Here is a 25750-nt window from a genome sequence, read left to right as displayed (position 1 = left end):
GCGGTATGATTGTAATTTGGTTGTACATATTCTCTATTGGGTTGGAAGTAGGTCACACATCGAGGTATGATTTCTGTTTGCTGGTTCGAGCGATGCCTGCACGCTGCAGTAGTCGTTCGCCTTACTGTACCAATCGACTCCTTCCATCCCTCGTGATCCCTGTTTGTACACATCGTTGATTGCTTCGGGTGAGAAACCAGCATTTACAAGCTGTTCGACCCGCTTGAGGCTGTGGCCGTTCTCGACGTACCATACGACATCCTCGGCAGGTACGTCCATGTTCCTGAGCCGACTGACTCGCTTGAAGTTGGTATTCTCGGGACTGAGTTTCAGCCCGCTCTCGGAGGCTTCAGCCATCATCTCGAGATTTCCGTCTTTGGAGAACTCCGTGATTTGCTCCACGGTGAAGCCGTCCTTTTTTAGCGTGCTCACCGCCCCATCGGTGGTGACGTCGAGTGCCTTCTTCACGATCGAGTTCGGCATGTACGGCCCGACGTGGTTGACGATCAACTGTCCGAGTGTTTTGAGATCGCCGGCCATTTCTCCACCAAAGCTCTTCTTCCAGTCCTTGAGGTGTCGTATCGCCAGTTGTCCCTCGGTCAGTTTTGCGAGACCGGGAATAGCTCCGGCTGCGCTGAGCGCTGCAGTACCCAGTTTGCCGTTCGCGGCGTCTTGGACGGCGTCACGCGCATCCGCGACGCTGCCCAGCGTCGGAACGAACGATCCGGCAATCTGGCCGAGGATGTAGAACACGGAGTTCGCCGACTCCACCGGATGCATCCCGTCCCGCATCCCCGTTTGGCCGAAGAATGCTCCCTTTATCGCTGTCTTTGCGTCTTCTAGGGAAAGATCGGCCAAGAACTCGGGAATTTCGAGCGTGTGGCCCGCGATCTCTACCGTGTGGGGTTGCTCTCCCGACGAGCCATCGTTGTTGGAATCCGTCCTCGCATCGCCGCTATTTCCGTTCTCACTAGTATCACTTCTATCGTTGTTACTGGTAACTGTCTCCTCGTCACCGGACCACCCGCTACCGGCGTTCTCAATCCGGTCGTTGCTGTCGTTGTCGCTCCTGACTCCACCAGTGCCGTTATCGCTGTTCACGTTCTCGATGGAGTTGGCTTGCGACTTCTCGCCGGTAGCAGTGTGAACTTCGACCGATTGAAGCAGGTTCTTGCCGGGCTGGACACCGCGGGAGTCGATGACCAGTCCGACGTGCAGTGACTGCCCGCCGGGTCGTAGCGTGACCGCCTGGCCCTCGCTTTCGATGGGATTGCCATCGGGTCCGACGAACGTTACGGCCTTGCTTCCCCCGGCGAACCAGACACTCACGGGTTGTGCCCCTTTGTTCGAGATCGTGAAGACGTTCTGGAACGACGTTCGACTCCCGGGGTTGACGCCTTTGGTTCCTTCACCCATCCGGACCTGTAGCGCACCGTCGGTCCCATAGGAGGCGAACTGCCCGTTGGGTCCCCCGGACGTTCCGAGTGCCAAGAATGCGGAGGCGTCACCGGCGACGGCCACGTCCGCCGAGCGCTCGGCTGACGTAGATGTGAACGCGCCCGTTGCATACACAGCGGCGAGCACTACCGCCACCGCCAGCACTACGGTACCGAGCTTGCGCGCCCGTCTCACCCCTGACCTCCTGTACGGAGCAGTGACTCAGGCCGCGGGCGTTCGGTCGTGGAAAGGAATGTTCTCGACATCGAGCCGGCGATCGATCGTCGGGGTTAGCTCGGATCCTGTGGCTTGCCGTCAGCGCCGGGGGCCTGTCCGGAGTTGGGGGCTTTGGCGTGGACGGTGATGGCCTCGATGAGGTTCCCTTGAGCGACGCCGGAAGTGGTGTCGACCATGATGCCGACCTTCACCGAACTGCCGACGCCGAGGGAGCTGCCCGCCGATTCGAGGGAGCTGGTCGGATCGCCGTTTTTGTAGAAGGTCACGGCGTCGGAGCTGTCCTGGATACGGATATCGACCGACTGGCTACCCTTGTTGGTGATCGTAAACACGTCGTCGAAGGAGGTCTTCGCACTCGGATTGACGCCCTGGCCGTCGACCTTCGCGTCACCGTCGAGGTTCACCGCCAGCCGGCCATTGTTCGTCGTCGCGTATTTCTGGCCGTTCGGCCCCGATCCCTGTTCGAGCGCGAGGAACGCCTCCTGATCGCCGACGACTTCGACATCGGTGCTCCTGTCGGCCGTGACGCTGCTGAACGCGCCGGTCGCCATCACCATCGAGGCGGCGACCACCAGCGCGATCAGCGCGAGCAGTTTTCCTTGTGGCAAACGCATTGGTGTGTCCTGTCCCGCGGCCGTCCAGCGGCCGCGGGGTACAACCCACCACCTCCAGCGCTACCCACGTAGTATTGGGCCGCTTGATACACCATCAAGTTCGGCCTACCATCCATCAAGCAGAGCTTGATAGCGGACAGAACCCAGTTTTTGGCATAAAAGCGTGGCTGCGGCAACCACTTTTAGTGACGATCGTCAGTGCGAAACGCCTATTGACGGATGAATTGGAGCGATCGAGGTTCTAGTGGTTGCCTATATGTCACTACTATCGAACCATTTATCAATGGGGTTGGGGTCGATTCGCTCGCTTGTGACGAAATCGAAAACTTGTCTCACCCGGGTGCGCCGAACAGCCATCCTATCGGTCCGAAAATCTCTTCTATGTCGGATATATTAACTATCGTACTGCGTCGGTCGACTATGGCAGCAGTGCTGTTCCGGCCGCAACCGCCCGAAAGGCGTAGCCGAAGACGAAGACCGCGGGCACGGCCGTAGCGAGGGCTGCGCGCCCGAGACCGATCTCGTGGACCTCGCTCGTGCCGACGACGAGCAATGCTGCTCCATACAGCGCGCAGGCGATCCTGAGCCCGGGAATCGGAACGCCGGCGAGCACGCAGGGGGCGCTCGCGTAGGCGATGACCTGTACGGTTTCGCTGACGCCGGCGCGGTCGTCGGCCACCAGAACGAGCGCGAGCGTCTCGATGGCTGCCGCGAGATGGAGGGCGAGCGGTGCGACGAATCCGACGGCGATGAGCAGTACGAGCAGCGCCGAGGCGAACTGCTGGTCGGCGAGCACCGGATAGGACCCGGGAACGAGCGCGAAGCGGGTCGCCTCCTCGATGGCGACCACGACCATGACGAACGCGAGGCCGGGAGCCTGATCACCCGGCGCGACCCCGGTGGCGAAAAACCGGCGCGGGCGTACCAGCACTTCGAGCCACGCCCGCGCGAGCGCTATCGGTCCCCTGTCGCGCCCGCCGGTCGGGTTCTCGACCCACTGCGTCACGTCCCTCCATCGTCGTGTCCCGCGTATCTCGGTTTCGATGTGCCGGCCGGTTCGTGTTTCGTCCTCGCTCGCACGTTGACGGATTCTGCCAGCTGGCCGTGGGACCACGCATCGTGGTAGCGATCCGTCGGCTCGGGGAGAAGAGCCCGCGTATTTACGTGACCGGCCACGACTAGACGACCGTGAGCGTGGCTACCCCCGCCGTCGCGTTCGGTCGTTCGGACGACCGACGCGCGGAGCGGTCCCCACGGCAAGGAGCGGCGAACGACCCCGCACGACACGGCCCGGTGAGCGACGGGTTCGTGATCGACAACGCGGCCCTCGCCCCGCAGTTCGCCCGATAATGGACGACTCGCGACTCACGCGACGGACGATACTCGGCGGTCTCGCGACGGTCGCCGTCGGCGGTGGCGTGGTGTACGGTGCCTCGACGCTCAATGCGGGTGGCTCCGGCGGCACCGCTGCGGCCGAGATGCACGCGACGACCGGGACGGGCGCGTACGATATCGAACTCGACGGCCAGCCGGTCATGGGAGCGCTCGATGCGCCGGTTTCGCTCTACTACTGGAGCGAGTACCAGTGTCCGTTCTGTGCGCGCTTCGAGAGCGACACGCTGCCGAAACTCATCGAGAACCACGTCGCCACCGGCGACGTCCGCGTGATATTCATCGAGTTCCCCTATCTCGGCGCGAACTCGATGACGGCCGCCGTGATGAACCAGTGTGTCTGGCGCGTGGTCAAGGACTCGAACCCCGACGCCTACTGGCGATGGCACTCGGCAGTCTTCGCAGCACAGGGCGAGGAGAACTCCGGCTGGGCCTCGAAGGCGAACCTGCTCGACGTCACGCGCGATGTCGACGGCGTCTCGGCCGATGACGTCGAACGGTGTATGACACGGCATCGCAAGTCGATCGAGAAGAACATCGAGACGGATAGTCAGCGCGCACGCACTCTCGAGATCAGCGGCACGCCGGGATTCATCGTCTACAATCGCCAGTCCGAGAAGGGTGGGAAGATCGTCGGCGCACAGCCGTACGATCAGTTCGAATCCGCCATCGAACAGGTGACGAACTCGTGATCGATCGACGAGGGAGAGCATGAGCGTCGAACGCTCGTCCGGTGCCGACGGTGGCCTCGTGGCGGCGCTGTCCTTCCCGCTGACGACGAACCGCCGGGCGCTCGGTGCGGCCGTGGTCGCGGTCGTGACGTACGTCGGGCTCGTGTTGAGTTCGTTTCCCGCGTACTCTGCACAGATGCTCGGGGCCGATCTCGGCTATCTCGACGACGCGGTGCTCGCGCTGACGGCGAACACGTACGCTTCGATCGGCCCGTTCGGACTGAGTCTCGTCGTCGCCTACGCGGTGCTCACGGGCGTCGCGCTGACGAACGTGGCGACACAGCTCCGGCTGCAGGACGTCTCGGGCGTGCGCGACCTGCTCGGCGTCGTGCCGGGCCTGCTCGCCTCGGGCTGTGCGAGCTGTGGGGCCGGCGTGCTCGGCCTGTTGGGGGTTGCCGGCTCACTCGCCGCGATGCCGTTCGACGGCAACCTCCTCCGACTGGCCGGGATCGTCCTGTTGCTCTTCTTCCTCGCGCGCTCGGGCGACCCACGAAGCTGTCGGGTGAGTTGAGATGGTTGCGATCGATCAGCCGTCGCTGCTGACGGCGGCGTACGCGGCGGGCGTGTTGATGTTCTTCGCACCATGTAGCGTCGGTCTCCTGCCCGCGTATCTGACCTACTACTTCACCCACGACGACGGATCGACCGCTTCCGCGGACCGCACCACGACGAACGGCGACTCGGGAAGTTTCGTGCGACAGCTGTTGCTCGCGAACGGCGTCCTGCTCTTTCTCGCCGGGGCGATCCCCCTGTTCTACATGGCGACGGCGGGGATCCGCCTGCTGTTGCCCGGTTACGAGATCGTCGTCCCGCTGGCGAAACTCGGCACCGGCAGCTATCTTCCGCCGGTAGCGGCGGTGTTCCTCGGCACGGGACTGTCGGTCGCTGCGACCGGCCGTCGCGGCGCGGTTCGTGGGCTCCGTATCGGCGGGATCGCCACCCTCGGCATCGTCCTGCTCTACCTGCTCGTCGGCGGGATCGTGCTCGTCGTCGGTCAGTGGGTGCGCCCGTATCTCGCGTCGCTCCAGTTGCTCGTCGGCCCGTTGCTGGTAGCGCTCGGAGCTGCCTACTACTACGGTATCTCGCCACTCCAGGCTATCGAACTCCCCGAGCGCGGCGAGGTGTCCGACTCGGAGTTCTTCACCTTCGGCCTGCTCTACGGTGTCGGGAGCCTCGCCTGCAACCTCCCGGTGTTCCTCGGCGTCGTGCTCTCGTCGTTCTTCACGGGGAGTTTCCTCTCGGGACTGTTGGTCTTCGCCGCCTTCGCCGCCGGGATGGGCACGCTGATGGTCGGGCTGAGCGTCGTCGCCAATCTCACGGAGGGCTCGCTCTCGCTCGGGCGCTACGCCGCCCCGGTCCGAACGGTCGGCAGCGCCGCGTTCGTGCTCATCGGGCTGTACGTCACCTGGTACACGCTGCGCTCGCTCGGCTATCTCCCGGATGATGCACTCCTCGGCTAGCCGCCGATCGATCGGCGCCTACCGCTCACCGCCGCCTGCAGTTCATCGACGATCAATCGAGGAACCGTACGCCACGTGCAATCATGCATCTTTGTCTCACTCAGTCACGAATTGTCGAAGAAGACCCTCATTATCGCTCCGATATCGCCACACAATCTCCACTGTATGGCAAGTTTTATCCGGAACAGTTCGGTAGGGAGACGTACCGACCGAACCGAACTACCGGCAAGGCGAACGTTCGATACCAACCACGTGACCGACCGATGACGACGAACCACGAGCGACACGTGAACCGACGGTGTGACGGGGCACTGACCGACCGCGACCGATCGTTGGCGGGGTGCGGTTCGTGAGCGGGAACGAGCCGTTCGATCCGACCGGCGAGACCGAGCGCCACATCGGCCGCGGGATGTTCGAGGAGGGGATGGGTCCCGGCTCGTCGATGGCCCACCTCTACCGTGGGGAAGTCCATCGAATGAAGTTCTGGCGCGAGCGCCTCGATCGGACCACCAACTGGGCGGTCACGATCATGGCGGCGATCCTGACCTGGACGTTCACGAGCGACAACCCCCACTACGTCCTCCTCGTCGGCATGGTGATGCTGACGGTCTTTCTGATCATCGAGGCCCGCCGCTATCGCGGCTACGATCTCTGGCGCTCGCGCGTGCGCCTGTTACAGGAGAACGTCTTCGCGAACGCGCTCGATCCCTCACAGGAGATCGACGATCCCCACTGGCGGCGCGAACTCAGCGAGGACTACCGCACGCCACGCATCAAGATCTCCTTCGAGGAGGCGCTCGCCCACCGGCTCCGGCGCATCTACCTCCCCTTGCTGACCGTCCTGCTCGTCGCTTGGCTGGTCCGCATCACCGCGTTCATGCACGGGACACCGTGGCCCGCCAGCGCGTCGATCGGCGTCGTCCCCGGAATCACCGTGAGCGCCATCGTCGCCGTCTTCTTCGTCGGCGCGGCGGCGATCGCTTTCCGACCGCGCACGTGGCAGGCCAACGGCGAACTCCGACTCACCGACGTCGATGTCTGGAGCGACGCCGACGGCCATCACGACTGACGTCATCGATCGCCCGAAAATCCACGTCGCGGATTCGCGATGGATTCCGGCCGCGGTGTTGGGAACGAGCTTCCTCGCCGGACAGCTCCGGTATGCGCGTGCCCAATCGCCCGAAAATATCGACGCAGAGTTCATCGAACTCGTTCGGGCAAAGGGGGGNTATAAATCCCATACGACGATAGCAATCGTATCCGTTGCTGTCGCTGTTTTTCGCGGATATGCTCGGCATCGTCGTCCTGAACGCCTTCGTCATCGAGTACGTCTTCGGGATTCAGGGACTCGGCGGGTTGAGTCTCGTCGCCATCCAGTCGCGGGATATACCGGTGATCTTCGGCACGTCGCTAGTGATCGTGCTCGTCGGCGTGCTCGGTAATTTCGTGCAGGACGTCGTCTCCATCATCGTTGACCCACGAGTGGCCGAGTGATCGGTGCGCCGCCGGCAACCGATACGATTGCTATCGTCGTATGGGATTTATGGTGTGCCTTCTAGGTGCTCGAACGTCCCTTCGACGATGGCGTCGGCGATCCGTTCGGCGTCGACAGACGGCATGGCGCTCGGATATTTCCGCGTGAAGTAGCCGAGCAGGTTCTCGACGTCGCGTTCGAGGAACTCGGTCGCGTTCGCGTGCTCGGTCGGGACGGCCTGTGGCCAGTCGAAGACGGTCACGCCGTCGTCTGCGACGAAGACGTTGTATTCGCTCATGTCGGCGTGAACGTAGCCCGCCTCGTAGGCCGTCACGACCTCCTGCAACACGAGATCACAGACGCCGGCCGCCTGCTCGGCGTCGAGTTTCGCCGACGAGAGCTCGACGCCGGCGAGTTTCTCCATGACGACCGCGTGGCGGTTCTGATCGACCGGTCGGGGGACCGATACCTCGGGGTAGAGCGTTTCGAGCGCGTCGTACTCCCGTTCGGCGGCTTTGCGGGCGGTGTACATCCAGGAGACGTGCTCGCGGTCGGCGGTGTACTCCCGCTCTTTCATCACCTCCCTGAAGTTGGTGTAGCCTTCGCGGTGGAACTTGAGCGCGAACGGCGTGTAGGAGGCGACCTCGTAGACGTCGCTTTCCTTGCCGACGCCGAGCGGCGCACCCACCCCCTCGATGGTGCCGCGCTCGGCGAACGTGTGGAGCGCGAGCGCGTCGTACCCCTCGAAGGTGAGCTTGTACCCCTCGTACTGGATCGTTCGGCGTTCGAGTAGCCCCCGGTCCGCACAGCGATCGAGGTGGTAGTCGACGTTCTCGGGCGTGAGATCGGCGAAGTCGGGCAGTTTCCCCCGGTTGACCCACTCGCTGAACCGCATCCCCTGCTCGACGCCGGAGAGGAGATAGAAGTCCTCCGTGTCGAGATCGGCCATCTCGCTTGCGACGTTGCGCACCATCGCTCGCCCTTGGCCTGCCGCGGGTAAAAGCGCCGTGCGACTCAGCGATAAATCCTATACTGCAATATGGAATTGGTCCATGTCGGTGGTCGATCGTTCGGATGATTGTGTACGGGTGAAAACTACTCTCCTCTCACTCGGTCGTTTCAGCGGTCGAACGCGTGTACCACCATGCCCAGAGCATCAGGACCCCTTGGAGCGGGAGTCGAATCCACAGTGCCGCCTACGCGATTCCCTCGATCCGGTCTGGCACCGCATCGGTCGCCACGTCGCTCGTCGCCATGTGGACGTTCGCCGGAAAGACCGCAACCAACAGCGCGATGATTCCCCACGCGGAGCGACGCCGCGTCCGCTGCAGCAGCACGCCGCCTCCGAGAACGATCTCGGCGAGCCCGGAGAGATAGACGAGCACTACCGGTTTGGGAAATCGTGGCGGTACGACCCGCGCGTAGACCCTCGGTGCGACGAAATGGAGTATGCCCGCACCGATGTAGAGGAGGCCCATCACGTAGCGGAGCGGTCGTTTGTGGCCGTTCGAATCGTCGTCGGTAGCAGTGCTCACGCCGGTGGTGGGGAGTGCTCGACGAAAACAGTATCCCCTTCGACCGACACGTTCGAGTCACTGCTCTGTCCTCGCCGACTTCTCTCACCGCTCCGGTCGCTCGAACAGCTCGTCCAGCGCGTCGGTGGCCAGCCCGACGACGGTCGCGATGCGCGTCTTCTGGAGATTTCGCGCCGCGTAGTAGATCTCGAGCTCCTGGAGCGTTCGCTCGCTCCCCTCGAAACCGTAGGTCTCCCGCGCGAGTCGCCCCTCGGGACAGCGGCTCGTGGCGACCAGCGGGACGCCAGCATCGCGGAGCTCCTCCAGCGCGGGAACGATCGTCGGCGGGATGTGGCCCGCGCCGGTCGTCGCGAGACAGAGCCCGTCGGCCTCCCTGGCGCAATCGAGCTGTGCTACGGGCATCTCCGCCGTGACGGTCACGGCGTGGACGTCGTTCGTCAGCGACTCGTCGCTGACGTCGAACACCGGTCCACCGTCCGCGACGGCGCGATGCCAGACGACGCGGCTCTCGTCGACGGTCGCGAGCGGGCCGAACTCGGGCGAGCGGAAGCTATCGAGCGCCATCGTGTTCATCTTCGTCACGTCCCGCGCGGCGTGGACGCGGTCGTCGAGACAGACCAGCACGCCGCGACCAGCTGCACCATCGCTTGCCGCCGTGCGAACGCTCGCCAGCAGGTTCCCCGGTCCGTCGGGACTCGCGAGCGATGGATTGCGCATCGCGCCCGTCAGCACGACCGGCGTCTCGCCGCCGTAGGTCAGATCGAGGAAGTATCCCGTCTCTTCGAGAACGTCGGTGCCGTGCGTGACGACGATGCCGTCGATCGACGTGTCGGCGTCGTACTCGGCACACAGCTCCGACAGCGCCTGCATCCGGTCGATCGTCAGATGCGGGCTCGGCACGTTCGCGAACTCGTGGGTCCGCACGTCGGCGACCGATCCCAGCTCCGGGATCGCCGCGACGAGTTCCTCGCCGGTCAGATCGGGTGCGGCAGCGCCGTCGGCCGTCTCGGTTGAGGCGATCGTGCCGCCGGTCGAGATGACGACGATGGTCATGCCCTCCTGCTCGCCCGTCGTGGCAATAGTCGTTCCGGGCCGCGAGTTCTGACGAACGCCCAATCGAGTGCAAGCCGTTTTGCCGACGGCAGTTAGAGTTCCTCCATGGCCGATTCGTGGGAGAACCTGTTCGAGCGTGCCGGCGAACACGACGTGGCGCTCGACGCCATCCAGAATGCGCTCGCGGAGCGGCGGACGAACGGGGAGCGCCGCGATGGCTGAACCCGATCCGGCGCGCGTCGTTGCCGACGCCGACGTGCTCGCGGCCGACCTCCTCCGCGATGGCGATGCCCGCGACGCTCTGGATCTCGTGCGCGCGCATTCCTGGATATCACTCGTCGCGAGCGATCCGCTGCTCGCCGACGCACACGCCGTCATCGCGCAACTCGCCGACTCTTCTCTCGCCGACGACTGGCGCGAGCGCATCGACGATCTCCGTGTGCGTGTCGACCACCCACCCAGGGATCACCCGGCGCTCGCCTCGGCGGCAGCGGGTGACGCCGCCCACCTGCTTTCGTTCGACGAGTCGCTCCGCACAGCCGAGACCGGTGTCCGCATCCGCGAGCACGTCGCCACGAGCGTCAAACATCCCGCCGGGTTCTGCGGACTGTTCGATCCCGAAGCGCTCTACCCCACCATCGTCGGCGGGGACTACCCCGGTCCGGATCGCGACCCGCGCGCGTGAGTGATTCCTTATCCACTCGACGGCTACCGGCACGATCTTCTCGATCCATCGTTCCGATACGGACGAGAGCGGTGGCGCGCGATGAATCCGGCCGAAGGCCGGGGAACGCGCGAGGTCTGCACGAACGAAGTGAGTGCCGGCTCGTCAGACCGAAGTTCTGACGGTGGATGACTGAGCGAACGGAGTGAGCGAAGGAATCGGCTGGGGAGGGTGTGGCCTGCGGTTCTCGTTTTCGTCAGGAGTCGTCGTCGATCTCGACGATTTTCCTGCCATTTCTTTCCATCACTCTTGGATACTGACCCCGCCCTTCAGGATTCGTCATTCATCCCGTTCGTGATACCACTCGCCGAACTTCGCCAGCGCGCGCCCGCGATGGGAGATGGCGTTCTTCTCGTCGACGCCCATCTCGGCCATCGTCGTCCCCTCGTGCTCGAAGATCGGATCGTAGCCGAACCCGCCCTCGCCGCGCGGCGGGACGATCCGCCCGCGAACGGTGCCCGAAAAGAGCTTCACGGGCAGTCCGGAGTCGCTTTCGTCGCCCTCGTCGCCCGCAGCAGCGAGCGCGCGGTCGTCCCGATCGACCGGGTCGGGACTCGCCGCGAACTCCCCGCCGTCGCAGTAGGCGAGCACACACCGGAAGGCCGCCCGTTGGGTTTTCTCGTCGGCGACGAGTTTCTGGACGCGCTCGATGCCGAGGGTGTCCTCGACGTACGAGGAGTAGGGGCCGGGAAAGCCACCCAGCGCATCGACGAACAGTCCGGCGTCGTCGACGAGGATCGGTTCGCCCGCCTCGCGATAGGCCTCGCGCGCGCCGTGGGCGGCGATCGCGCCGAGCTCGTCGCTCTGGATCTCGGTGTAGTCGAAGTCGAACTGCTCGCAGGCCATGTAGTCGCGAGCCTCGCGGACCTTCCCCTCGTTGGTCGTCACGTACTGGAGCATGGTCGCTCTCGGCGAGTCGCGGAAAAGTAGCCGTCGATATGGTCGGTCAGTCGACGATGACTTCGACCGGCTCTTCCTCTTCGTCCCCGTAGCTCTCGTCCTCGCCACGGTTCTCCTGGACGAGCAGGACGGCCACGACCGCGAGCGCGACCCACGACCGCCAGTTGGCGAGGTTGAGGGTGTAGCCGACGCCGAACGGCTTCTTCACCAGCATTTCCTCGCCGGGCTGCCAGTACGCCGACAGCATCCGCCCGAGGCTCGGTCGCTCGAAGTTGTACGGGACGCCGAATATCTCGCCGGACGGTGGTCGTTCGTCTGCCATGTCCTGCCCTACGACCGCCCCCGTTAAGTGATTTACTGGTAGCGCCCGCGTCCCTCGATCGCGCGAAGGCGCTCTCGCACGTCGTCGTCACCCGTCTCGGCGTACGCCGTCTCGAATTCCTCACGGAGCGCCCCGGGATCGGCCGCCGTGCCCGCGAGCGACTGCTCGAAGACGTGGCAGTCCATCGCGTGGTCCTCGACGTCGTCGGTGTAGTGGCCGAGCCCGAAATCGATGAGATAGGTCCGGTCGTCGCCGGAATCGCTCACGCGGACGTTGCGCGTCGTCGGATCGCCGTGGGCGATGCCCGCCCCGTGCAGCGTCGCGAGATGGTCGGCGACATCGCGCACGCGAGCCATCCCTTCCTTCGAGTCGAGCACCGTCCGGAGATCGTTCTCGCCGACGTACTCGACGGTCAACTGCGTTTCCGCCGTGTCGACGTCTAGGACGATCGGTGTCGGCACCCCCTGCCGGCGTGCGTCGCTCGTGAGGCGCGCTTCGAGCACGACGCGCTCGCGGCGCAGTCGCTCGTCGAGCGTCGGATGCCGATACGACTTCGGCAGGCGGCGCTTTCGCACGCGCTCGCCGTCGATCTCGACCAGCGCTTCGGCTCCCTGCAACGCACCCTCGGTCGAGCGTTCGCCCCACTGTACCCCCGTTTCCTCGCGCCACGTCACGGGCACCTGATCGGGACGAAATCCGGAATCGACCCGCGAGTCCGCGATCGCGATCGTATCGCCCGCCGCGAGCATCTTCGCGCCGAGCACGGCGATCATGCCCGCGTTGTCGCGCAGAAAGCGCGCCTCCGGCGCGAAGAAATCGACACCACGGGCCTCGCACATCTCGCCGAGCATCGCCCGCAATCGCTGGTTCTGCCCGACCCCGCCCCCGAGGACGAGTTCGGTGCTCGACGTCAGCGAGAGCGCGCGCTCGGCCACCTCGGCGAGCATCGCGAACGTCGTTTCCTGAAGCGAGTAGCAGACGTCCTCGATCCGCGTCCCGCCATCGACGGCCTCCTTGGCGGCGCTCATGATGCCCGAAAACGAGAAGTCCATCCCGGTGACGACGTAGGGGAGTTCGGCGTACTCGCCGTCACGGGCAGCGCGCTCGATCTTCGGGCCGCCGGGATGCGACCAGTCGACGTGGCGGGTGAACTTGTCGAGTGCGTTCCCTATTCCAGTATCCATCGTCTCGCCGAGCACGCGATAGCGGCCGTTCCGGAAAGCCAGGACGTGAGCGTTCGCACCGCTGGCGTTCAGACAGACCGGTGTATCGAAGCCCGAGCGATGCCGGCCGATCTCGGCGTGGGCGAGCATGTGGTTCACGCCGACGAGCGGCACGTCGAGCGAGAGCGCGAGCGCGCGGGCGGCCGTCCCCGCGATGCGCAGACACGGGCCGAGACCGGGTCCGCGCGAGAAGGCGACGGCATCGATCGAGTCGGCCTCGTCGAGAATCTCCTCGACGACCGCCGGGATCGCCTCGCGCATGTGTTCGGCTGCCTCGCGCGGGTGGAGGCCGCCGCTGTCGGGCTGGTAAGCGTCGGAACTGATCGATACGTCGTCGGTCTCGGTGTCGTAGAGCGCCGCGCTCGCCGCCCACGCGGTGCCCTCGATGCCGAGGACGGTCGGTCGGTCGCTCACGGCTTCGTCGCCGGTCGCGCTTTCACAATGCGGTTCGCCTCGGGCCGGGCCATCACCTCAGTTCCACTCGGTGTAGCCACAGCGCCCGCAGTGCACGCGGTCGTCGTGGGCGGCGAGGAAGGCGTCGCCACAGCGGGGGCACTGCTCGCGGTCGGTCGAGCCGTCCTCGTCGTAGAGCTCGTGGCGGGCCATCAGGCTTCCTCCGCCTCGGCGCTCGCCTCGTCGTCTTCCTCGTCGACGCCGATCTTGTTGCGTTCGAGCATGTACGTCTGCTCGACCTCGCGGGCGTCGTCGGCCGATTCGTAGACTTTCGCGTAGCCGAGCGTCGTGCGCATCCCGAACGCCGTGTCGAGTTCGTGGATGACGACCTCGCCGGCGTCCTTGTTGAGCCGCGCGGCGAGACTGTCGCGAACGGAGAGCCGCGACGGCGTCGCCTCGTCGTGGGTGAGCTCGAAGCGCACGTCGGTCCGATGGAGCATGGGGTTCTCCTCCTCTCGGGTGATCTCGATGTCCATGTTGGTCAACAGTCCTCCTGTCGCAGCCAAAAGGATTTCGAGTCACGGAGCCGAGAAACGGGGTTCGTCGCGTCGCCTCGCGCTTCAGTCCACGAACAGTCGAACGTCGTTCAGCACGTCGTTGTCCGGCTCGTCCGGCAGGTCGAGCGTCGCGGTGTCGCGCCACCTCGGAACCCACTCCTGGCCCGACTCTGCCGGGATATCGCCATCTCCCTCGGGCGACGCGGTGACGACGACGTCGTAGCCCGTCGTCTCTTCGCCAGCCTCGGATCGGTAGGTGTGGTGGCGCACTCGGCGCACATCGTCGACGGTGACTGCAACACCGGTCGAATCCGTGACCGTCGCCCGCGTGGTCGCTACCCATCCGTCCGACGGAGCCACCCTCCCGTAGGGCAGCGTCGGATACGGTGCGTCCTCGTGTTCCAGGAGGAGCAGCCGGTCGTCCGCGTCGGTGACGCCCACGATTGCCAGTCCCGCAATGGATTCGTACAGCTCGAAATGGCTCTGGTGTGTCTCGGGAGCCATCTCGCTGAACTCGACGTTCTCGCGCTCGCGCAGACTCTCGGGATCGGTGAGTTCGTCCATGGTGAACGGCCGTCGTCCCGTCGCTACCAACGACTCGTACAAGAAACCCACCGCTGAGAATCAATCGTCGGAAATGTGAATCCCGTGTCGCGATCGATCGGTCGGCTTGCCGACCGCCGATCTCAGTCGGCTTCGATGCCGAGCGCGTCCCGCACTCGCTCGCCGTCGCCGTCCATCTTCGATAGCAGTTCGCGCGTCCGCGTCCGTGCCTCGTCATCGACCGGGACGTGGACCATCCCCTCGCCGGGCTGGCCGTAGACGACGCTCGCGCCGTCGGGGGCGACCGCGAGCACGGGGACGGTCGCCAGGTCCTCCTCGCCATCGACGACGATGACCGTCTTCTCGCCTCGCTCGATACCGGAGCCGAGCGCGCGCAGGAGAGACGCAGAAAGGCCTGCCGCCGGGTTCTCGACGTCGATGCGCTCGCCGTAGCCCGTGATATCGGGCTTTTCGCTCTCGGGCAAGGTTTCGCGCTCGGTCACCCAGTCCACGATTGCGAGATCCGGGCGCACGCCGGCCCGGGTGAGGTGGCGGGTGACGACGTCGCCGACCGTTATTACTGGGTCGCCGAGATCGGGGTGGAGTTGGTTCGCGTCGGTGTGGATCGGGCCGAGGGGGTCCTTGAACGCACCGCGGAGCTCGTCGGGCAGCGTGAGCAACACGTCGAGATCGTCCGATTCGCCCTCGCCGCCGGCCACGCTAGCGCACCTTCAGCGCGTAGCGACCGGGCTCGGTGACCTGCATCTCGCTGGCGATCTCGCTGGTTTCGGGGTGGGAGATGACCACGTAGCCCGCCCAGTCCTCGGTCAGGCTCGACGATCCGCAGGCCGGACAGGTCTGCTGGTCGGGCGAATCGAGCACGCGATGGCATTCACGACAGACGCGTCTGGTCGCCATGCTCACTCACCCGCCGCCGCGGGTTCGCGCTCCTCGCGGAGCCAGCCGTGTTTGCCCAAGCCCACCTGTTTCGCCGTGAGACCGATCTTCGAGTCCCGGGGGTTGCGCTCGTCGATGCTCTTGGTGACGATACGTGCCCGCACGGCGTCGCCGACGCCCAGTGTCTGGTTCGATTCACGCGAGGCGAGCATCTGGCCGTCCTCGTCGTAGGCGAGATACTCGTCGCTGATCTGTGAGACGTGGAGTAGGCCGTCGATCGGGCCGATCCCGACGAACGCGCCGAAGTTGACGATTTCGACGACCTCGCCGTCGATGACCTCCTGCATCTGCGGGTCGAAGGTGACGGCGTCGAACTCCGCCTCGTAGTAGACCGACCCCTCGTGGTCGCGCCGGCCGGGCGGCACGCGCCCGTCGCCGATGTCGTGGACCTCGGTGACGCTGACGATGCTGCCGACCTCCTCGTCCAGTCGCCCTTCGAGCTTGTCCTGCAACAGTCGTTTCACCATCCCCGCGGAGACGTCCGCGAGCAGCTGTGGCGGTACCTCTACCGTATCCGTAAGTCTAACTCGTTTGTACATTATGGCTCCGTGATCGCTAGCGTGTTTTCACCGCGCAGTCCGATGACCGGCACACCCCGTTCGAGAACGCGCTCGCGCAGCGGGCGGTCGTTCGTACAGACCAGTTCGCAGCGCTCGCCGGCGAGTTCGACGCAGGCGTCGTCGGCCTCGGTCGCCTCGTGCTCGATCGGTCGACAGCGCTCGCTCAGGTCGTGCCCGACGCTCGCCGCGACGGCCTCCTCGCCGTGGCTCCCCGAAAGCGCGTCGAGCTCGTCGAGCACTGCCCGCGGCACGAGTGGTTCGGGCGTGGTGAGCAGCCGATCGAGCTCCTCGAAGACCCGCACGTCGCATTCGACGGGCATCATCAGCGCGTTCGTGTCCATGAGCACCCTCTCGTTCATTCGGTCAGCGTGCCGACGCCGATGAGTCGCCAGCGCGCTCCGACCCGGCGGTTGATGGCGATGTTCGCGCCGGCGGCCGCACACACCGGCCGCTTGAGCGCCACCTCACACTCGTCGTCGCGCGCGCTCGTGACCGAGCCGACCGTCGTGGCGGTCCCCACCGTGAGCATCAGCGGCTCGCCGGTCGAGACGGGTTCGACGTCCGTGCTCTCCTCGTCGTCGTTGCCGGCGACGATGCGATCGAGCAACGAGACCTCCATCGTGAACGCCTCGCGCGTCGGCGGGAGCGAGCCCGGCGGGCCCGCGACCTGCCCGGCGAGCCCGTCGCCCTTCGTCAGACTCGGATCGAGCCCGGTGCCGACGCCCAACAGTCCGCCGGGCGTCACGCTCTCGGCGGATTCGCCACCGGCTTGGAGCGAGCGCACGTCGGTCGTGATCGGCTGCCACTCGGTCTGGCCACCGTGTTCGACCTCGCGACCCGGTCGAAGCTCGATTGCCTCGTCCGGGGTGAGCTCGCCGGCGACGAGACTGCCGCCGAGCACGCCGCCGAGCAGTTCGTCGGCGCGCGTTCCCGGTCGATTGATGTCGAAGCTCCGGGCGACGTGCAGCCGTGCGTCGGCGTCCGGATCGCGCTCGGGCGTCGGGATCTCCTCCTCGATGGCCTGGATCAGCAGGTCGAGGTTGACCTCCTGGCCGGCGCTCACGGGGACGACGGGTGCGTCCTCGGCGACAGTCCCCGAAACGAACTCCTGGATCTCCTCGTAGTTCGTACGCGCGCGATCGTCGCCGACGAGATCGACCTTGTTCTGGGCGATGACGATGTTGTCGATGCCGATGCTGTCGAGCGCCATCAGATGTTCCTGCGTCTGGGCCTGTGGGACGGTCTCGGTCGCGCTCACGACGAGCACCGCGCCGTCCATGATCGACGCGCCCGAGAGCATCGTCGCCATCAGTGTCTCGTGACCCGGTGCGTCGACGAACGACACCGTTCTGAGGTGCTCGCTCTCCGTGCCGTCCGGGCACTCTTCGGCAACGGTGTATCGTTCGGGCGCGTCCATCTCGGGACACTCTCTAAATGTGGCGTCGGCGTAGCCGAGCCGGATGGAGATGCCGCGCTTCATCTCCTCGGAGTGCTGGTCGGTCCACGAGCCGCTCAACGCCTGCACGAGCGTCGTCTTGCCGTGGTCGACGTGGCCGACCAGCCCGATGTTCACCTCCGGTTGTTGGTGGTTCCGTGTCATCTCGAAAGTAATAGGGCAACTATGCCCCGAGTCGTTCATAAACCTGCTGTTCCATATATCACGGCCGCCGTTCGATGCCGGATGGACCATCCATCACCGGGGAAACGGTTATGTTTCGCGCTCCGTAACCGTAATTTCATGCCGGACCCGTCGGGCCGCGAACGGGCGATGGCTGCTCTCGGAACGCTGTCGAGCGTCCTCGCGCCGCTGCTCGTGCTCGCGGTGTTCGCCGTCGCCGCGATCGCCGTCGCCGTGTTCGTCTTCGACCCGCTCCTGTTTCAGGCCGCGGCCGGCTCGCCGGGCAGCGTCGTCGCCGACGAGGCGAGCGTCTTCGAATCGACGACCACTGCCGCCGGCTGTACGCCCAACGCGAGCGACAACGCCTCCATCGAGGGCTACCGCCTGCTCGGCGCGCGCCATCTCGAGATCACCGGCAACGTGAGCCTGCCGGACGCCGGCGATCGGCTCACCGAACCGACCATCAGCAGGCGTTCGCCCGGGACGTTCGTCCTCTCGATCGATCACCGGGCGACCGACGCCGCCAATCGGAGCTGTCGCGGGCTGGCGCGCTACACCGCGAAGGTGCAACTGCCCTACGGCGTGACCGACTACGAGTTCGTCGTCCGTCACGGGACGAACCGCACGCTCCGGGTCGTCGAGCGCTCGTAACCCGTGACCGTCGCCGGCGAGCGTTGAAGCATCGCGCCCACCTGGGATGGGTATGGTCTTCGATCCCGATCGAATCGAGACGGTGACCTTCGATTCGTACAGCACGCTCGTCGACGTCGAGAGCGTCGAACACGCGCTCGCCGAACACGTCGCGAACCCGGAACCGGTGTCGACGCTCTGGCGCGAGCGCTCGCTAGCCTACACGTTCGTCGCCGGCGATCTCGACGCCTACCAGCCCTTCTATGAGATCCTGCGCGACGCGCTGTCGGCCGCGCTCGCCGCCCACGACGTCGATCTCACGGAAGACGAACGGGAGGAAATCCTCGAAGAGTATCACGATCTCGATGTCTTCGACGACGTGCGCGACGGCATCGAGCGCCTCCGTGACGGCGGTTACGACTGCTACGTGGTCTCGAACGGGAATCCGGCGATGCTCGATTCGATGGTCGAGAGCGCCGCCATCGGCGATCTCGTTGCGGACACGGTGAGTGCCGACGAGATTCGCACGTTCAAGCCCGACGCCTCGCTCTACCGCCACGCGGCCGAGCGCACCGACACACCGATCGACGAGGTCGCGCACGTCTCGGCGGGCTGGTTCGACGTCCAGGGAGCCGAACACGCCGGCATGCAGGGTGTCTGGATCGATCGCGACGATCAACTGTGGGAGCCGTTCGATGGCGACCCCGCCCTCACGATCGAGAGCATTCACGATCTCGCCGCGGAGCTCGGGGTCTGAACCGCCGCGAGCGCGACGTTTTTGCCCCGTCCGCCGTTAATCACTCCGTGCGCGAGTTCGCGTTCGAGCTAGCGCTGTGTGCCCGTCTCGAAGCCGACGTCGAAGGGATCGTGAGCCGCCAGCTCGGGACGAGCCTCAACGGCAACAGGGTGATGGATATCGTCCACGTCGAACCCGGGCCCGATTTCGACGCGCGAGCGCAACTCACCCCACACGAGATCCCCGACGCCGCGATCGAGAGCGCCGTCGGCGTCGGCACGGCGCGCTACTGGAAGGACACCTTTGACTGCCATCCCGAGCGGGCACGGACCGCGACCGACCGGGCGATCGAGATCGATTTCTTCGAGCGCGAGCGCCGCGGCGGGCGCGAATACGTTCGTCAGACGGCGCGCTATCCCGACGACTGGTTCGAGAAGTTGGTGGGTATCGAGAACAAACCCGATCTCGGTCGTCCGGGTGCTCTCGAAGCCCAGCTCCGCCGAGACGTGAGCCTCGGACTGCTCGACGAAGTGATCCTCGCGACCGCCTCGCACGTAACCGGTGCACATCTCCACCGGATCCCCGACGAGGTGGGCGTCTGGCGGTTCGATCCCGATCGAGGTACCCGGGAGGTGCTGCGCGAGCCGACAACCCTCTCGCCGACGGAATGTGGCATCGACATCGGCGACCGTCGACCGACGGAAACGGCGATAGAGACGGTGGAGCCTGCTGCAAAGGCGCAGGCACGCCGCCGCATCGCCGAGCGCGCCTACGGGAAGGGGTGGCGCATCGACGACTTTCCGCACTGTGCAAAGGTGGCGGACGGCGAGTACGCGGGCGCGCGTGGGATGCCATATTGTGAGTGGAAGGGCCGGTTCGTCCATCCGGCAGCCGAATGTGGCGTCGACTGTGCGGGCCACGAACCGGCGGCCCCGCCCGACGTCGACATCGACGTGGAACGCGACCGGCGCTCATCGTGGGTGGCCGATCCCGATGGATGCCAGCGCCGGCAGGCGGGACTCGATCGGTTTTAGTATATAAGGGCCGTCTGCGATGCGATAGCACACCGTCGAACCGGCGGACGTGAGTGAGCACGCCGGCGAAAACCGATGCTTTTATGTAGAACTCCAATCAATCGGTAGGTGACTATGGCTCAGCAGATGGGCAACCAGCCCCTCATCGTACTCTCGGACGATTCACAGCGAACGTCCGGTAAGGACGCACAGTCGATGAACATCACCGCGGGTCAGGCCGTCGCCGAAGCGGTTCGGACGACGCTCGGCCCGAAAGGGATGGACAAGATGCTCGTCTCCGACGCGGGCGACGTCGTCGTCACGAACGACGGCGTCACCATCCTGAAGGAGATGGACATCGAGCATCCGGCGGCGAACATGATCGTCGAGGTCGCCGAGACACAGGAGGACGAGGTCGGTGACGGCACCACGACCGCCGTCGTCGAGGCCGGCGAACTCCTCGAAAAGGCCGAGGATCTCCTCGATCAGGACATCCACGCGACCACGCTCGCACAGGGCTACCGCGAGGCCGCAGAGGAAGCCAAGGACATCCTCGAAGAGACCGCCATCGACGTCGACGAGTCCGACACCGACACGCTCGAACAGATCGCCGCGACGGCGATGACGGGCAAGGGTGCCGAGAACTCCCGTGACCTGCTCGCCGAACTCGTCGTCAGCGCCGTGACCGCCATCAGCGACGACGAAGGCATCGACACCGACAACATCCAGGTCGAGAAGGCCGTCGGCGGTAGCGTCGACGAGTCCGAGCTCGTCGAGGGCGTCATCGTGGACAAGGAGCGCGTCCACGACAACATGCCCTACTTCAAAGAGGACGCGAACGTCGCGCTGCTCGACTCCGCCCTCGAGGTCAAGGAGACCGAGATCGACGCCGAGGTCAACGTCACCGACCCCGACCAGCTCCAGGAGTTCATGGATCAGGAGGAGGAGCAGCTCGAAGAGATGGTCGACCAGCTCGTCTCCGTCGGCGCCGACGTCGTCTTCTGTCAGGACGGCATCGACGACATGGCCCAGCACTTCCTCGCTCAGGAAGGCATCCTCGCCGTCCGCCGCGCGAAATCGAGCGACATGAACCGTCTCGCCCGCTCGACCGGCGCACACGTCGTCTCGAACCTCGACGACATCGAGGAGTTCGATCTCGGCTACGCCGGCTCGGTCGCCGAGCGCGACATCGCGGGCGACCAGCGCATCTTCGTCGAGGACGTCGAGGACGCAAAAGCCGTGACGCTGATCCTCCGCGGCGGCACCGAGCACGTCGTCGACGAGATCGAGCGCGCAATCGAGGACTCGCTCGGCGTCGTCCGCGTCACGCTCGAGGACGGCAAGGTGCTGCCCGGCGGCGGCGCCCCCGAGACCGAGCTCTCGCTCGGCCTGCGTGACTACGCCGACTCCGTCGGCGGCCGCGAGCAGCTCGCCGTCGAATCGTTCGCCGACGCGATCGACGTCATCCCGCGCACGCTCGCCGAGAACGCCGGTCTCGACCCGATCGACTCGCTCGTCGAGCTCCGCAGTCAGCACGACGGCGGTAACACCACGACAGGTCTCGACGCCTACACCGGCGACGTCGTCGACATGGAAGAGGACGGCGTCGTCGAGCCGCTCCGCGTCAAGACGCAGGCCATCGAGTCGGCCACCGAGGCCGCCGTGATGATCCTCCGCATCGACGACGTCATCGCGGCCGGCGACCTCAAGGGCGGCCAGACCGACGACGGCGACGACGGTGGCCCGCCCGCTGGCGGCCCCGGCGGCGCACCCGGCGGTATGGGCGGCATGGGCGGTATGGGTGGCATGGGCGGTATGGGTGGCATGGGCGGCATGATGTAAACCCACTTTTTGCATCACTCGCGGGCCTTCGGCCCGCTCGTTCGCAAAAACTTGGGGAAAAACCGCAAACCGCACCGCGACCGCAAACTGCACCGTGGCCGCACCCGCACCACGACCGCATCTGCACCGCAGAAGCCCTCGGCGCGCTCCGCGCGCCTCGCCCTTCATCCGCCAGGGATGCGGTGTTCACCGGTCTCCGGTCGTGTCACAACTGCGACCGCACCGCGGCTGCGACCGCATCGCGGCCGCACCGCAACCGCTCGGCGACCGACGCCGAGGTCGATTTTTCAGTAACTAGCCAGCGACGATTTACTGTTGTACTGCATTGGCACAGTCATGAGCCACCGTTTTCGTTTCGAGCGGCCGGCGTACGCCGAGCTGGTGGTCGCGGTGGTCGTCGTCTGGGGCGTCTGTGACGGGCTCTCGACGCTGTTGGCCGCGGAGTTCGCGGGCGCGCATCTGGAGGCGAACCCGTTCATTCGATCGCTGCTGTCGATGCCGGCGCTCGCCTTTGCCGTGCAGCTCGGCGGCGCGATCGCGGCGGGCACGGTGGCGTTCGTCGGCGAGCGATTCATCAGAACCGTCCCTGGCTGGCGTGTCTGGTTCGCCGTTCTCATCGGTGGCGGGATCGGCGTGACGGGACTGAACCTGCTGGTCGCGTTCGCGGTCGTCTAATCCGTATCGAGCTTGAACTGTTCGTGTTCACTCACGGTGTTGAGCACGATGTTCGTGTTCGACTCGTTGATGTCGGGGTCGGTGAGCAGGGTTTTGATGCGATCGTTCATCTCGTCGGTATCCCGGAACTTGCCGATGGCGACGACGTCGTGATCGCCGGTCACTTCGTAGACCGAGAGCATCTGGTCGTGCTCGCGCAGCCGTTCGGTGATGTCGGGCAGCGAACTCCCCTCGACTTTGAGCTGGAGGATCGCGGTCACGTCGTAGCCCAACGCGGCGTAGTCGACGACCGGTACGTAACCCCGGATCACGCCGTCGTCTTCGAGATTCGAGAGGTGGTTCGACACCGTCGTCACCGAGACGTCGAGCTCGTCGGCCAGACTCCGCAGGCTCGCCCGCCCGTCGTCGAGCAGCGCGTTCACCAGCTCCGTGTCGAGGTTCTCGTAGGTCATTGCAGCGCGTTTCGCGGCTGGGGAGTAAAACTTTACGAACATCCAGTTTTCCCCGCGTAATCAATATTTGCGACGAACAGTAGGGCTTTTGTCTCCAGTGGTATCCTACTGAATAGGCACAAACGATGACAAACGGAACACCGAACTCCGACGGTCTCTCCGCGGCCGCTATGCGCGTTCTCGAAGAGATCGACGAGCAGAACGTCGACTTCCTCAGACTCCAGTTCACGGACATTCTCGGCACCGTCAAGAACGTCTCGATCCCCGCTACACAGGCCGAGAAAGCCTTCACGGAGGGGATCTACTTCGACGGATCGAGCATCGAGGGCTACGTCAGGATCCAGGAATCGGACATGCGGCTCACGCCCGACCCGTCGACGTTCGCCGTCCTCCCGTGGCGCGACCACGACGACGGCACCGCGAGCGCACGGCTCATCTGTGACGTGATGAACACCTCGACCGGCGACCCGTTCGTCGGCGACCCGCGCGGCGTGCTCAAGGGCGCGATCGACCGCGCCGCCGAGATGGGGTACGACATCAACGCCGCGCCGGAACCCGAGTTCTTCCTGTTCGAGCAGGCCGAGGACGGCGGCGCCACCACCGTGACGAACGATGCCGGCGGTTACTTCGATCTCGCGCCGAAGGACCTCGCGAGCGACGTGCGCCGTGACATCATCTACGGGCTGGAGGAGATGGGCTTCGACATCGAAGCCTCCCACCACGAGGACGCCGCGGGCCAACACGAGATCAACTTCACCTACGACGACGCGCTCACGACCGCCGACAACGTCGCCACCTTTCGGGCGGTGGTGCGTGCCATCGCCGCCGAACACGACCTGCACGCAACGTTCATGCCCAAACCGATCGCGCACGTCAACGGCTCGGGCATGCACACGCATCTCTCGCTCTTTTCTGGCGGCGAGAACGCCTTCCACGATCCCGACGACGAGTTCGATCTGAGCGGGACGGCCAAGCAGTTCCTCGCCGGCGTTCTGGAACACGCGCCGGCGATCACAGCGGTCTGCAACCCCACGGTCAACAGCTACAAGCGGCTCGTGCCGGGCTACGAGGCCCCGGTCTACATCGCGTGGTCGGACCGCAACCGCTCCTCGCTCATCCGCAAGCCCGCCGCGCGCACGCCCGCCGCCTCGCGGGTCGAGCTCCGCTCGCCGGACCCCTCCTGTAACCCGTATCTCGCGCTCGCGGCGATGATCCACGCCGGTCTCGAAGGCATCGAGCGCGGTCTCGCGGTCCCGGATCCGGTGCGCGAGAACATCTACGAGTTCGACGCCGAGCGCCGCGCCGAACACGGGATCGAGACGCTGCCGACGACGCTCGCACAGTCGCTCGACGCGCTCGAAGCCGATCCGGTCGTCACCGACGCGCTCGGCGAGCACGTCACCGAGAAGTTCCTCGAAGCCAAGCGCTCCGAGGTGATGGACTACCGCGTGTCGGTCAGCGAGTGGGAGAAGGAGCGCTACCTCGAAACGTTCTGAGTCGGCTCATCCTTTTCACGCCCACCGATTTGTTCGTCGAGCACCGGCATCGCGACGACGCCCGCACCGACGACCGCGCCGGCGAGCGCCGTGATCACCACGCCGACGTCGAGCAGGTAGACTGCCACGAACCCACCGCCGAGCACTGCCATTCCGAGAATGCCGACGCCGAGTGCCATCGGACCGCTGCTCGCCAGTCGATCACCAAGGACTTCCCAGGCTGCGAGCGCGCCCGCGGTCGCTCCGAGCGCCAGCGCGCCGTCGGCGCTCACCGTCCCGAGCAGCGCCACCACGGCGACGGTCGCGGCGATCCAGAACGCTCGTCGCGCCCGCCCGCGGGCGAGCGCCAGGACGACCCCGAGATACGCCAGTCCGAGCGCGACGCCGGCGAGCACGTCGACGAGATAGTGGACGCCGAGCACGAGCCGCGCGAAACAGACGACGGCGACGATCGTTCCGGCGACGAGCGCGCGGCGGGTGCGCGTGCCGACGTCGAGGACGGCGGCGAGCCCGCCCCAGACGACCGTCGCGGTGAGCGCGTGGCCGCTCGGGAAGCCGTAGCCCGTCGCGGTCGCCGCGTTGGTGTAGATCGCGTGGAGGAATCCGGGCACGTGCTCGATCGCCGTGGCCTCGCCGGCCAGCGGCGGCCGTGCCAGCGCGAAGACCTGTTTCGCCACGACGACGAGCGAGAGCCCGCCGAACGCGAGCGCGATCAGCAACGCCCCGCGTTCGCGCGGGAGTGAGAGCGGCGACCGCTCGCCGAACCAGTAGACGAGCGTGAGCAACCCGAGAACGAACCAGACGTCGGCGAGCTGTGTGAGAACGGCGAACACGAGTCCGAACGCGTCGGGGAGCGCGTCGAGCGCCTCGGTAACCCCGAGGCCGCGCATCTACGAGCGGAACTCCCGGATTCGGTCGGTGAGCCGTCCCGGTGCGCCGAGCGCCGCGCCGGCGAGCCCGACGAGCACCATCAGGACGTAGAGGCCGAGCGTCGAGAGCCAGACGACGAGCATCGCGAGGATCGCCCAGCCCCCGTCGAGATAGGCGAACGCACCGATCGTCATGGCGGTGCCGTAGAGAAGCACGAGATAGGGGCCCCAGCCGCGCGCGTGACCGCGGCGCTGGCGCTTGCGGACGTACTGCTTCAGATCGCTTTCGAGCTGTCTCTTATACACA

The 25750-nt window shown here is 65.7% G+C and carries 31 protein-coding genes and 2 pseudogenes; 13 read left to right on the top strand and 20 right to left on the bottom strand.

Going from position 1 to position 25750, the window contains the following annotated elements; all coding sequences use genetic code 11:
* Positions 1–33: 33 nt before the first annotated feature.
* From C451_RS07905 to C451_RS07895, 3 genes are all read right to left on the bottom strand, one after another.
* The gene (locus C451_RS07905; protein ID WP_152420440.1) at positions 34–1632 is read right to left on the bottom strand and encodes a hypothetical protein; all 1599 of its coding nucleotides are present in this window, start codon (positions 1630–1632) and stop codon (positions 34–36) included.
* Positions 1633–1727: 95 nt separating this feature from the next.
* Entirely contained in the window at positions 1728–2288 is a 561-nt protein-coding gene (locus C451_RS07900; RefSeq protein ID WP_007739514.1) for a DUF1102 domain-containing protein, read from the bottom strand.
* A 418-nt stretch (positions 2289–2706) separates the two neighbouring features.
* A complete protein-coding gene (locus tag C451_RS07895) occupies positions 2707–3294 on the bottom strand; it encodes a YIP1 family protein (protein WP_007739512.1) in 588 nt (195 codons plus the stop codon).
* A gap of 182 nt (positions 3295–3476) precedes the next feature.
* Between C451_RS07895 and C451_RS22610 the strand changes: the two genes are divergently transcribed.
* From C451_RS22610 to C451_RS07870, 6 genes are all read left to right on the top strand, one after another.
* Positions 3477–3638, top strand: a complete 162-nt coding sequence (locus C451_RS22610) for a hypothetical protein (protein ID WP_161605856.1) — start codon at positions 3477–3479, stop codon at positions 3636–3638.
* Positions 3638–4372 carry a DsbA family protein gene (locus C451_RS07890; protein ID WP_007739510.1) on the top strand — a complete coding sequence of 245 codons (735 nt, stop codon included), beginning with the start codon at positions 3638–3640 and terminating at the stop codon, positions 4370–4372. The genes C451_RS22610 and C451_RS07890 overlap by 1 nt, the downstream gene beginning before the upstream one ends.
* Before the next feature lie 19 nt (positions 4373–4391).
* On the top strand, positions 4392–4922 hold the full coding sequence (locus C451_RS07885) for a hypothetical protein (protein WP_007739504.1): 531 nt from the start codon (positions 4392–4394) through the stop codon (positions 4920–4922).
* A 1-nt stretch (position 4923) separates the two neighbouring features.
* The gene (locus tag C451_RS07880) at positions 4924–5871 is read left to right on the top strand and encodes a cytochrome c biogenesis CcdA family protein (RefSeq protein WP_007739502.1); all 948 of its coding nucleotides are present in this window, start codon (positions 4924–4926) and stop codon (positions 5869–5871) included.
* Positions 5872–6220: 349 nt separating this feature from the next.
* A complete protein-coding gene (locus C451_RS07875) occupies positions 6221–6940 on the top strand; it encodes a DUF2270 domain-containing protein (protein WP_049913044.1) in 720 nt (239 codons plus the stop codon).
* Between the two features lie 194 nt (positions 6941–7134).
* Entirely contained in the window at positions 7135–7365 is a 231-nt protein-coding gene (locus tag C451_RS07870) for an ABC transporter permease subunit (RefSeq protein ID WP_007739500.1), read from the top strand.
* Positions 7366–7412: 47 nt separating this feature from the next.
* Here the strand turns inward: C451_RS07870 and C451_RS07865 are convergent, their stop codons facing one another.
* The 3 genes and pseudogenes from C451_RS07865 to C451_RS07855 all read right to left on the bottom strand — a co-directional run bounded on the left by C451_RS07865 (position 7413) and on the right by C451_RS07855 (position 9933).
* Positions 7413–8318 (bottom strand): serine/threonine-protein kinase RIO2, encoded by a 906-nt coding sequence (locus tag C451_RS07865; protein ID WP_007739499.1) that lies wholly within the window; start codon positions 8316–8318, stop codon positions 7413–7415.
* 133 nt (positions 8319–8451) lie between these two features.
* Positions 8452–8823: pseudogene (locus tag C451_RS07860) on the bottom strand (DoxX family protein).
* A gap of 141 nt (positions 8824–8964) precedes the next feature.
* Entirely contained in the window at positions 8965–9933 is a 969-nt protein-coding gene (locus tag C451_RS07855; RefSeq protein ID WP_007739497.1) for an asparaginase, read from the bottom strand.
* Positions 9934–10147: 214 nt separating this feature from the next.
* Between C451_RS07855 and C451_RS07850 the strand changes: the two genes are divergently transcribed.
* Positions 10148–10618: a DUF7384 family protein gene (locus tag C451_RS07850; RefSeq protein ID WP_007739496.1), complete on the top strand. Its 471-nt coding sequence runs from the start codon at positions 10148–10150 to the stop codon at positions 10616–10618.
* A 318-nt stretch (positions 10619–10936) separates the two neighbouring features.
* On the opposite strand, the gene C451_RS07845 is transcribed toward C451_RS07850, so the two are convergent.
* The 11 genes from C451_RS07845 to C451_RS07795 all read right to left on the bottom strand — a co-directional run bounded on the left by C451_RS07845 (position 10937) and on the right by C451_RS07795 (position 17712).
* Positions 10937–11557 carry a non-canonical purine NTP pyrophosphatase gene (locus C451_RS07845; RefSeq protein WP_007739495.1) on the bottom strand — a complete coding sequence of 207 codons (621 nt, stop codon included), beginning with the start codon at positions 11555–11557 and terminating at the stop codon, positions 10937–10939.
* A 46-nt stretch (positions 11558–11603) separates the two neighbouring features.
* On the bottom strand, positions 11604–11879 hold the full coding sequence (locus C451_RS07840; RefSeq protein WP_007739494.1) for a DUF5808 domain-containing protein: 276 nt from the start codon (positions 11877–11879) through the stop codon (positions 11604–11606).
* A 32-nt stretch (positions 11880–11911) separates the two neighbouring features.
* Positions 11912–13516 (bottom strand): bifunctional N(6)-L-threonylcarbamoyladenine synthase/serine/threonine protein kinase, encoded by a 1605-nt coding sequence (locus C451_RS07835; protein ID WP_007739493.1) that lies wholly within the window; start codon positions 13514–13516, stop codon positions 11912–11914.
* A 57-nt stretch (positions 13517–13573) separates the two neighbouring features.
* Complete coding sequence (locus C451_RS07830; protein ID WP_007739492.1) at positions 13574–13708, bottom strand: 30S ribosomal protein S27ae; 135 nt, start codon at positions 13706–13708, stop codon at positions 13574–13576.
* Positions 13708–14031, bottom strand: a complete 324-nt coding sequence (locus tag C451_RS07825; RefSeq protein ID WP_007739491.1) for a 30S ribosomal protein S24e — start codon at positions 14029–14031, stop codon at positions 13708–13710. The genes C451_RS07830 and C451_RS07825 overlap by 1 nt, the downstream gene beginning before the upstream one ends.
* 84 nt (positions 14032–14115) lie before the next feature.
* Positions 14116–14616 carry a hypothetical protein gene (locus C451_RS07820; RefSeq protein WP_007739490.1) on the bottom strand — a complete coding sequence of 167 codons (501 nt, stop codon included), beginning with the start codon at positions 14614–14616 and terminating at the stop codon, positions 14116–14118.
* Positions 14617–14738: 122 nt separating this feature from the next.
* A complete protein-coding gene (locus C451_RS07815; RefSeq protein ID WP_007739489.1) occupies positions 14739–15314 on the bottom strand; it encodes a GTP-dependent dephospho-CoA kinase family protein in 576 nt (191 codons plus the stop codon).
* A gap of 1 nt (position 15315) precedes the next feature.
* Entirely contained in the window at positions 15316–15513 is a 198-nt protein-coding gene (gene spt4 / locus C451_RS07810) for a transcription elongation factor subunit Spt4 (protein WP_004051249.1), read from the bottom strand.
* 2 nt (positions 15514–15515) lie between these two features.
* Complete coding sequence (locus C451_RS07805; protein WP_049913039.1) at positions 15516–16091, bottom strand: DNA-directed RNA polymerase; 576 nt, start codon at positions 16089–16091, stop codon at positions 15516–15518.
* Entirely contained in the window at positions 16091–16471 is a 381-nt protein-coding gene (locus C451_RS07800; protein WP_007739487.1) for a PIN domain-containing protein, read from the bottom strand. Before C451_RS07800 ends, C451_RS07805 begins: the two co-directional genes overlap by 1 nt.
* Positions 16468–17712: a translation initiation factor IF-2 subunit gamma gene (locus C451_RS07795; RefSeq protein WP_007739486.1), complete on the bottom strand. Its 1245-nt coding sequence runs from the start codon at positions 17710–17712 to the stop codon at positions 16468–16470. Before C451_RS07795 ends, C451_RS07800 begins: the two co-directional genes overlap by 4 nt.
* A 138-nt stretch (positions 17713–17850) precedes the next feature.
* Here C451_RS07795 and C451_RS07790 point away from each other — a divergent pair, with 138 nt between their 5' ends.
* The 5 genes from C451_RS07790 (at position 17851) to C451_RS07770 (ending at position 22626) form a co-directional block, all read left to right on the top strand.
* A complete protein-coding gene (locus C451_RS07790) occupies positions 17851–18381 on the top strand; it encodes a hypothetical protein (RefSeq protein ID WP_007739484.1) in 531 nt (176 codons plus the stop codon).
* 52 nt (positions 18382–18433) lie between these two features.
* On the top strand, positions 18434–19117 hold the full coding sequence (locus C451_RS07785) for a haloacid dehalogenase type II (RefSeq protein WP_049913038.1): 684 nt from the start codon (positions 18434–18436) through the stop codon (positions 19115–19117).
* A gap of 47 nt (positions 19118–19164) precedes the next feature.
* On the top strand, positions 19165–20130 hold the full coding sequence (locus C451_RS07780) for a DUF5787 family protein (protein ID WP_007739480.1): 966 nt from the start codon (positions 19165–19167) through the stop codon (positions 20128–20130).
* 126 nt (positions 20131–20256) lie between these two features.
* Positions 20257–21951, top strand: coding sequence for a thermosome subunit alpha (thsA, locus tag C451_RS07775; RefSeq protein WP_007739478.1), 1695 nt, complete (start codon positions 20257–20259; stop codon positions 21949–21951).
* Positions 21952–22287: 336 nt separating this feature from the next.
* Positions 22288–22626, top strand: a complete 339-nt coding sequence (locus C451_RS07770; RefSeq protein WP_007739472.1) for a hypothetical protein — start codon at positions 22288–22290, stop codon at positions 22624–22626.
* On the opposite strand, the gene lrp is transcribed toward C451_RS07770, so the two are convergent.
* Positions 22623–23078, bottom strand: a complete 456-nt coding sequence (lrp, locus tag C451_RS07765) for an HTH-type transcriptional regulator Lrp (RefSeq protein WP_007739469.1) — start codon at positions 23076–23078, stop codon at positions 22623–22625. The genes C451_RS07770 and lrp overlap by 4 nt on opposite strands.
* A gap of 125 nt (positions 23079–23203) precedes the next feature.
* On the opposite strand from lrp, the gene C451_RS07760 reads away from it, so the two are divergent.
* Positions 23204–24574 carry a glutamine synthetase family protein gene (locus C451_RS07760; protein ID WP_007739465.1) on the top strand — a complete coding sequence of 457 codons (1371 nt, stop codon included), beginning with the start codon at positions 23204–23206 and terminating at the stop codon, positions 24572–24574.
* Here C451_RS07760 and C451_RS07755 read toward each other — a convergent pair.
* A complete protein-coding gene (locus tag C451_RS07755) occupies positions 24556–25464 on the bottom strand; it encodes a phosphatase PAP2 family protein (RefSeq protein ID WP_007739463.1) in 909 nt (302 codons plus the stop codon). The two genes, C451_RS07760 and C451_RS07755, sit on opposite strands and share 19 nt — an antisense overlap.
* A pseudogene (locus C451_RS07750) lies at positions 25465–25750 on the bottom strand (cytosine permease); the annotation flags it as partial.

The sequence above is a fragment of the Halococcus thailandensis JCM 13552 genome (assembly GCF_000336715.1).
GTDB classification, from domain to species: Archaea; Halobacteriota; Halobacteria; order Halobacteriales; family Halococcaceae; genus Halococcus; species Halococcus thailandensis.
Note: the sequence above shows the minus strand (reverse complement) of the source record. Positions and strands in the feature narration are given on the sequence as shown.

Bases quoted from the DNA above. Each gene is read 5' to 3' on its own strand.
- C451_RS07900 (WP_007739514.1), bottom strand. From the start codon at position 2,288: ATGCGTTTGCCACAAGGAAAACTGCTCGCGCTGATCGCGCTGGTGGTC.
- C451_RS07890 (WP_007739510.1), top strand. From the start codon at position 3,638: ATGGACGACTCGCGACTCACGCGACGGACGATACTCGGCGGTCTCGCG.
- C451_RS07885 (WP_007739504.1), top strand. From the start codon at position 4,392: ATGAGCGTCGAACGCTCGTCCGGTGCCGACGGTGGCCTCGTGGCGGCG.
- C451_RS07880 (WP_007739502.1), top strand. From the start codon at position 4,924: ATGGTTGCGATCGATCAGCCGTCGCTGCTGACGGCGGCGTACGCGGCG.
- C451_RS07865 (WP_007739499.1), bottom strand. From the start codon at position 8,318: ATGGTGCGCAACGTCGCAAGCGAGATGGCCGATCTCGACACGGAGGAC.
- C451_RS07855 (WP_007739497.1), bottom strand. From the start codon at position 9,933: ATGACCATCGTCGTCATCTCGACCGGCGGCACGATCGCCTCAACCGAG.
- C451_RS07850 (WP_007739496.1), top strand. From the start codon at position 10,148: ATGGCTGAACCCGATCCGGCGCGCGTCGTTGCCGACGCCGACGTGCTC.
- C451_RS07845 (WP_007739495.1), bottom strand. From the start codon at position 11,557: ATGCTCCAGTACGTGACGACCAACGAGGGGAAGGTCCGCGAGGCTCGC.
- C451_RS07840 (WP_007739494.1), bottom strand. From the start codon at position 11,879: ATGGCAGACGAACGACCACCGTCCGGCGAGATATTCGGCGTCCCGTAC.
- C451_RS07830 (WP_007739492.1), bottom strand. From the start codon at position 13,708: ATGGCCCGCCACGAGCTCTACGACGAGGACGGCTCGACCGACCGCGAG.
- C451_RS07825 (WP_007739491.1), bottom strand. From the start codon at position 14,031: ATGGACATCGAGATCACCCGAGAGGAGGAGAACCCCATGCTCCATCGG.
- C451_RS07820 (WP_007739490.1), bottom strand. From the start codon at position 14,616: ATGGACGAACTCACCGATCCCGAGAGTCTGCGCGAGCGCGAGAACGTC.
- spt4 (WP_004051249.1), bottom strand. From the start codon at position 15,513: ATGGCGACCAGACGCGTCTGTCGTGAATGCCATCGCGTGCTCGATTCG.
- C451_RS07805 (WP_049913039.1), bottom strand. From the start codon at position 16,091: ATGTACAAACGAGTTAGACTTACGGATACGGTAGAGGTACCGCCACAG.
- C451_RS07800 (WP_007739487.1), bottom strand. From the start codon at position 16,471: ATGAACGAGAGGGTGCTCATGGACACGAACGCGCTGATGATGCCCGTC.
- C451_RS07795 (WP_007739486.1), bottom strand. From the start codon at position 17,712: ATGACACGGAACCACCAACAACCGGAGGTGAACATCGGGCTGGTCGGC.
- C451_RS07790 (WP_007739484.1), top strand. From the start codon at position 17,851: ATGCCGGACCCGTCGGGCCGCGAACGGGCGATGGCTGCTCTCGGAACG.
- C451_RS07785 (WP_049913038.1), top strand. From the start codon at position 18,434: ATGGTCTTCGATCCCGATCGAATCGAGACGGTGACCTTCGATTCGTAC.
- thsA (WP_007739478.1), top strand. From the start codon at position 20,257: ATGGGCAACCAGCCCCTCATCGTACTCTCGGACGATTCACAGCGAACG.
- C451_RS07770 (WP_007739472.1), top strand. From the start codon at position 22,288: ATGAGCCACCGTTTTCGTTTCGAGCGGCCGGCGTACGCCGAGCTGGTG.
- lrp (WP_007739469.1), bottom strand. From the start codon at position 23,078: ATGACCTACGAGAACCTCGACACGGAGCTGGTGAACGCGCTGCTCGAC.
- C451_RS07760 (WP_007739465.1), top strand. From the start codon at position 23,204: ATGACAAACGGAACACCGAACTCCGACGGTCTCTCCGCGGCCGCTATG.
- C451_RS07755 (WP_007739463.1), bottom strand. From the start codon at position 25,464: ATGCGCGGCCTCGGGGTTACCGAGGCGCTCGACGCGCTCCCCGACGCG.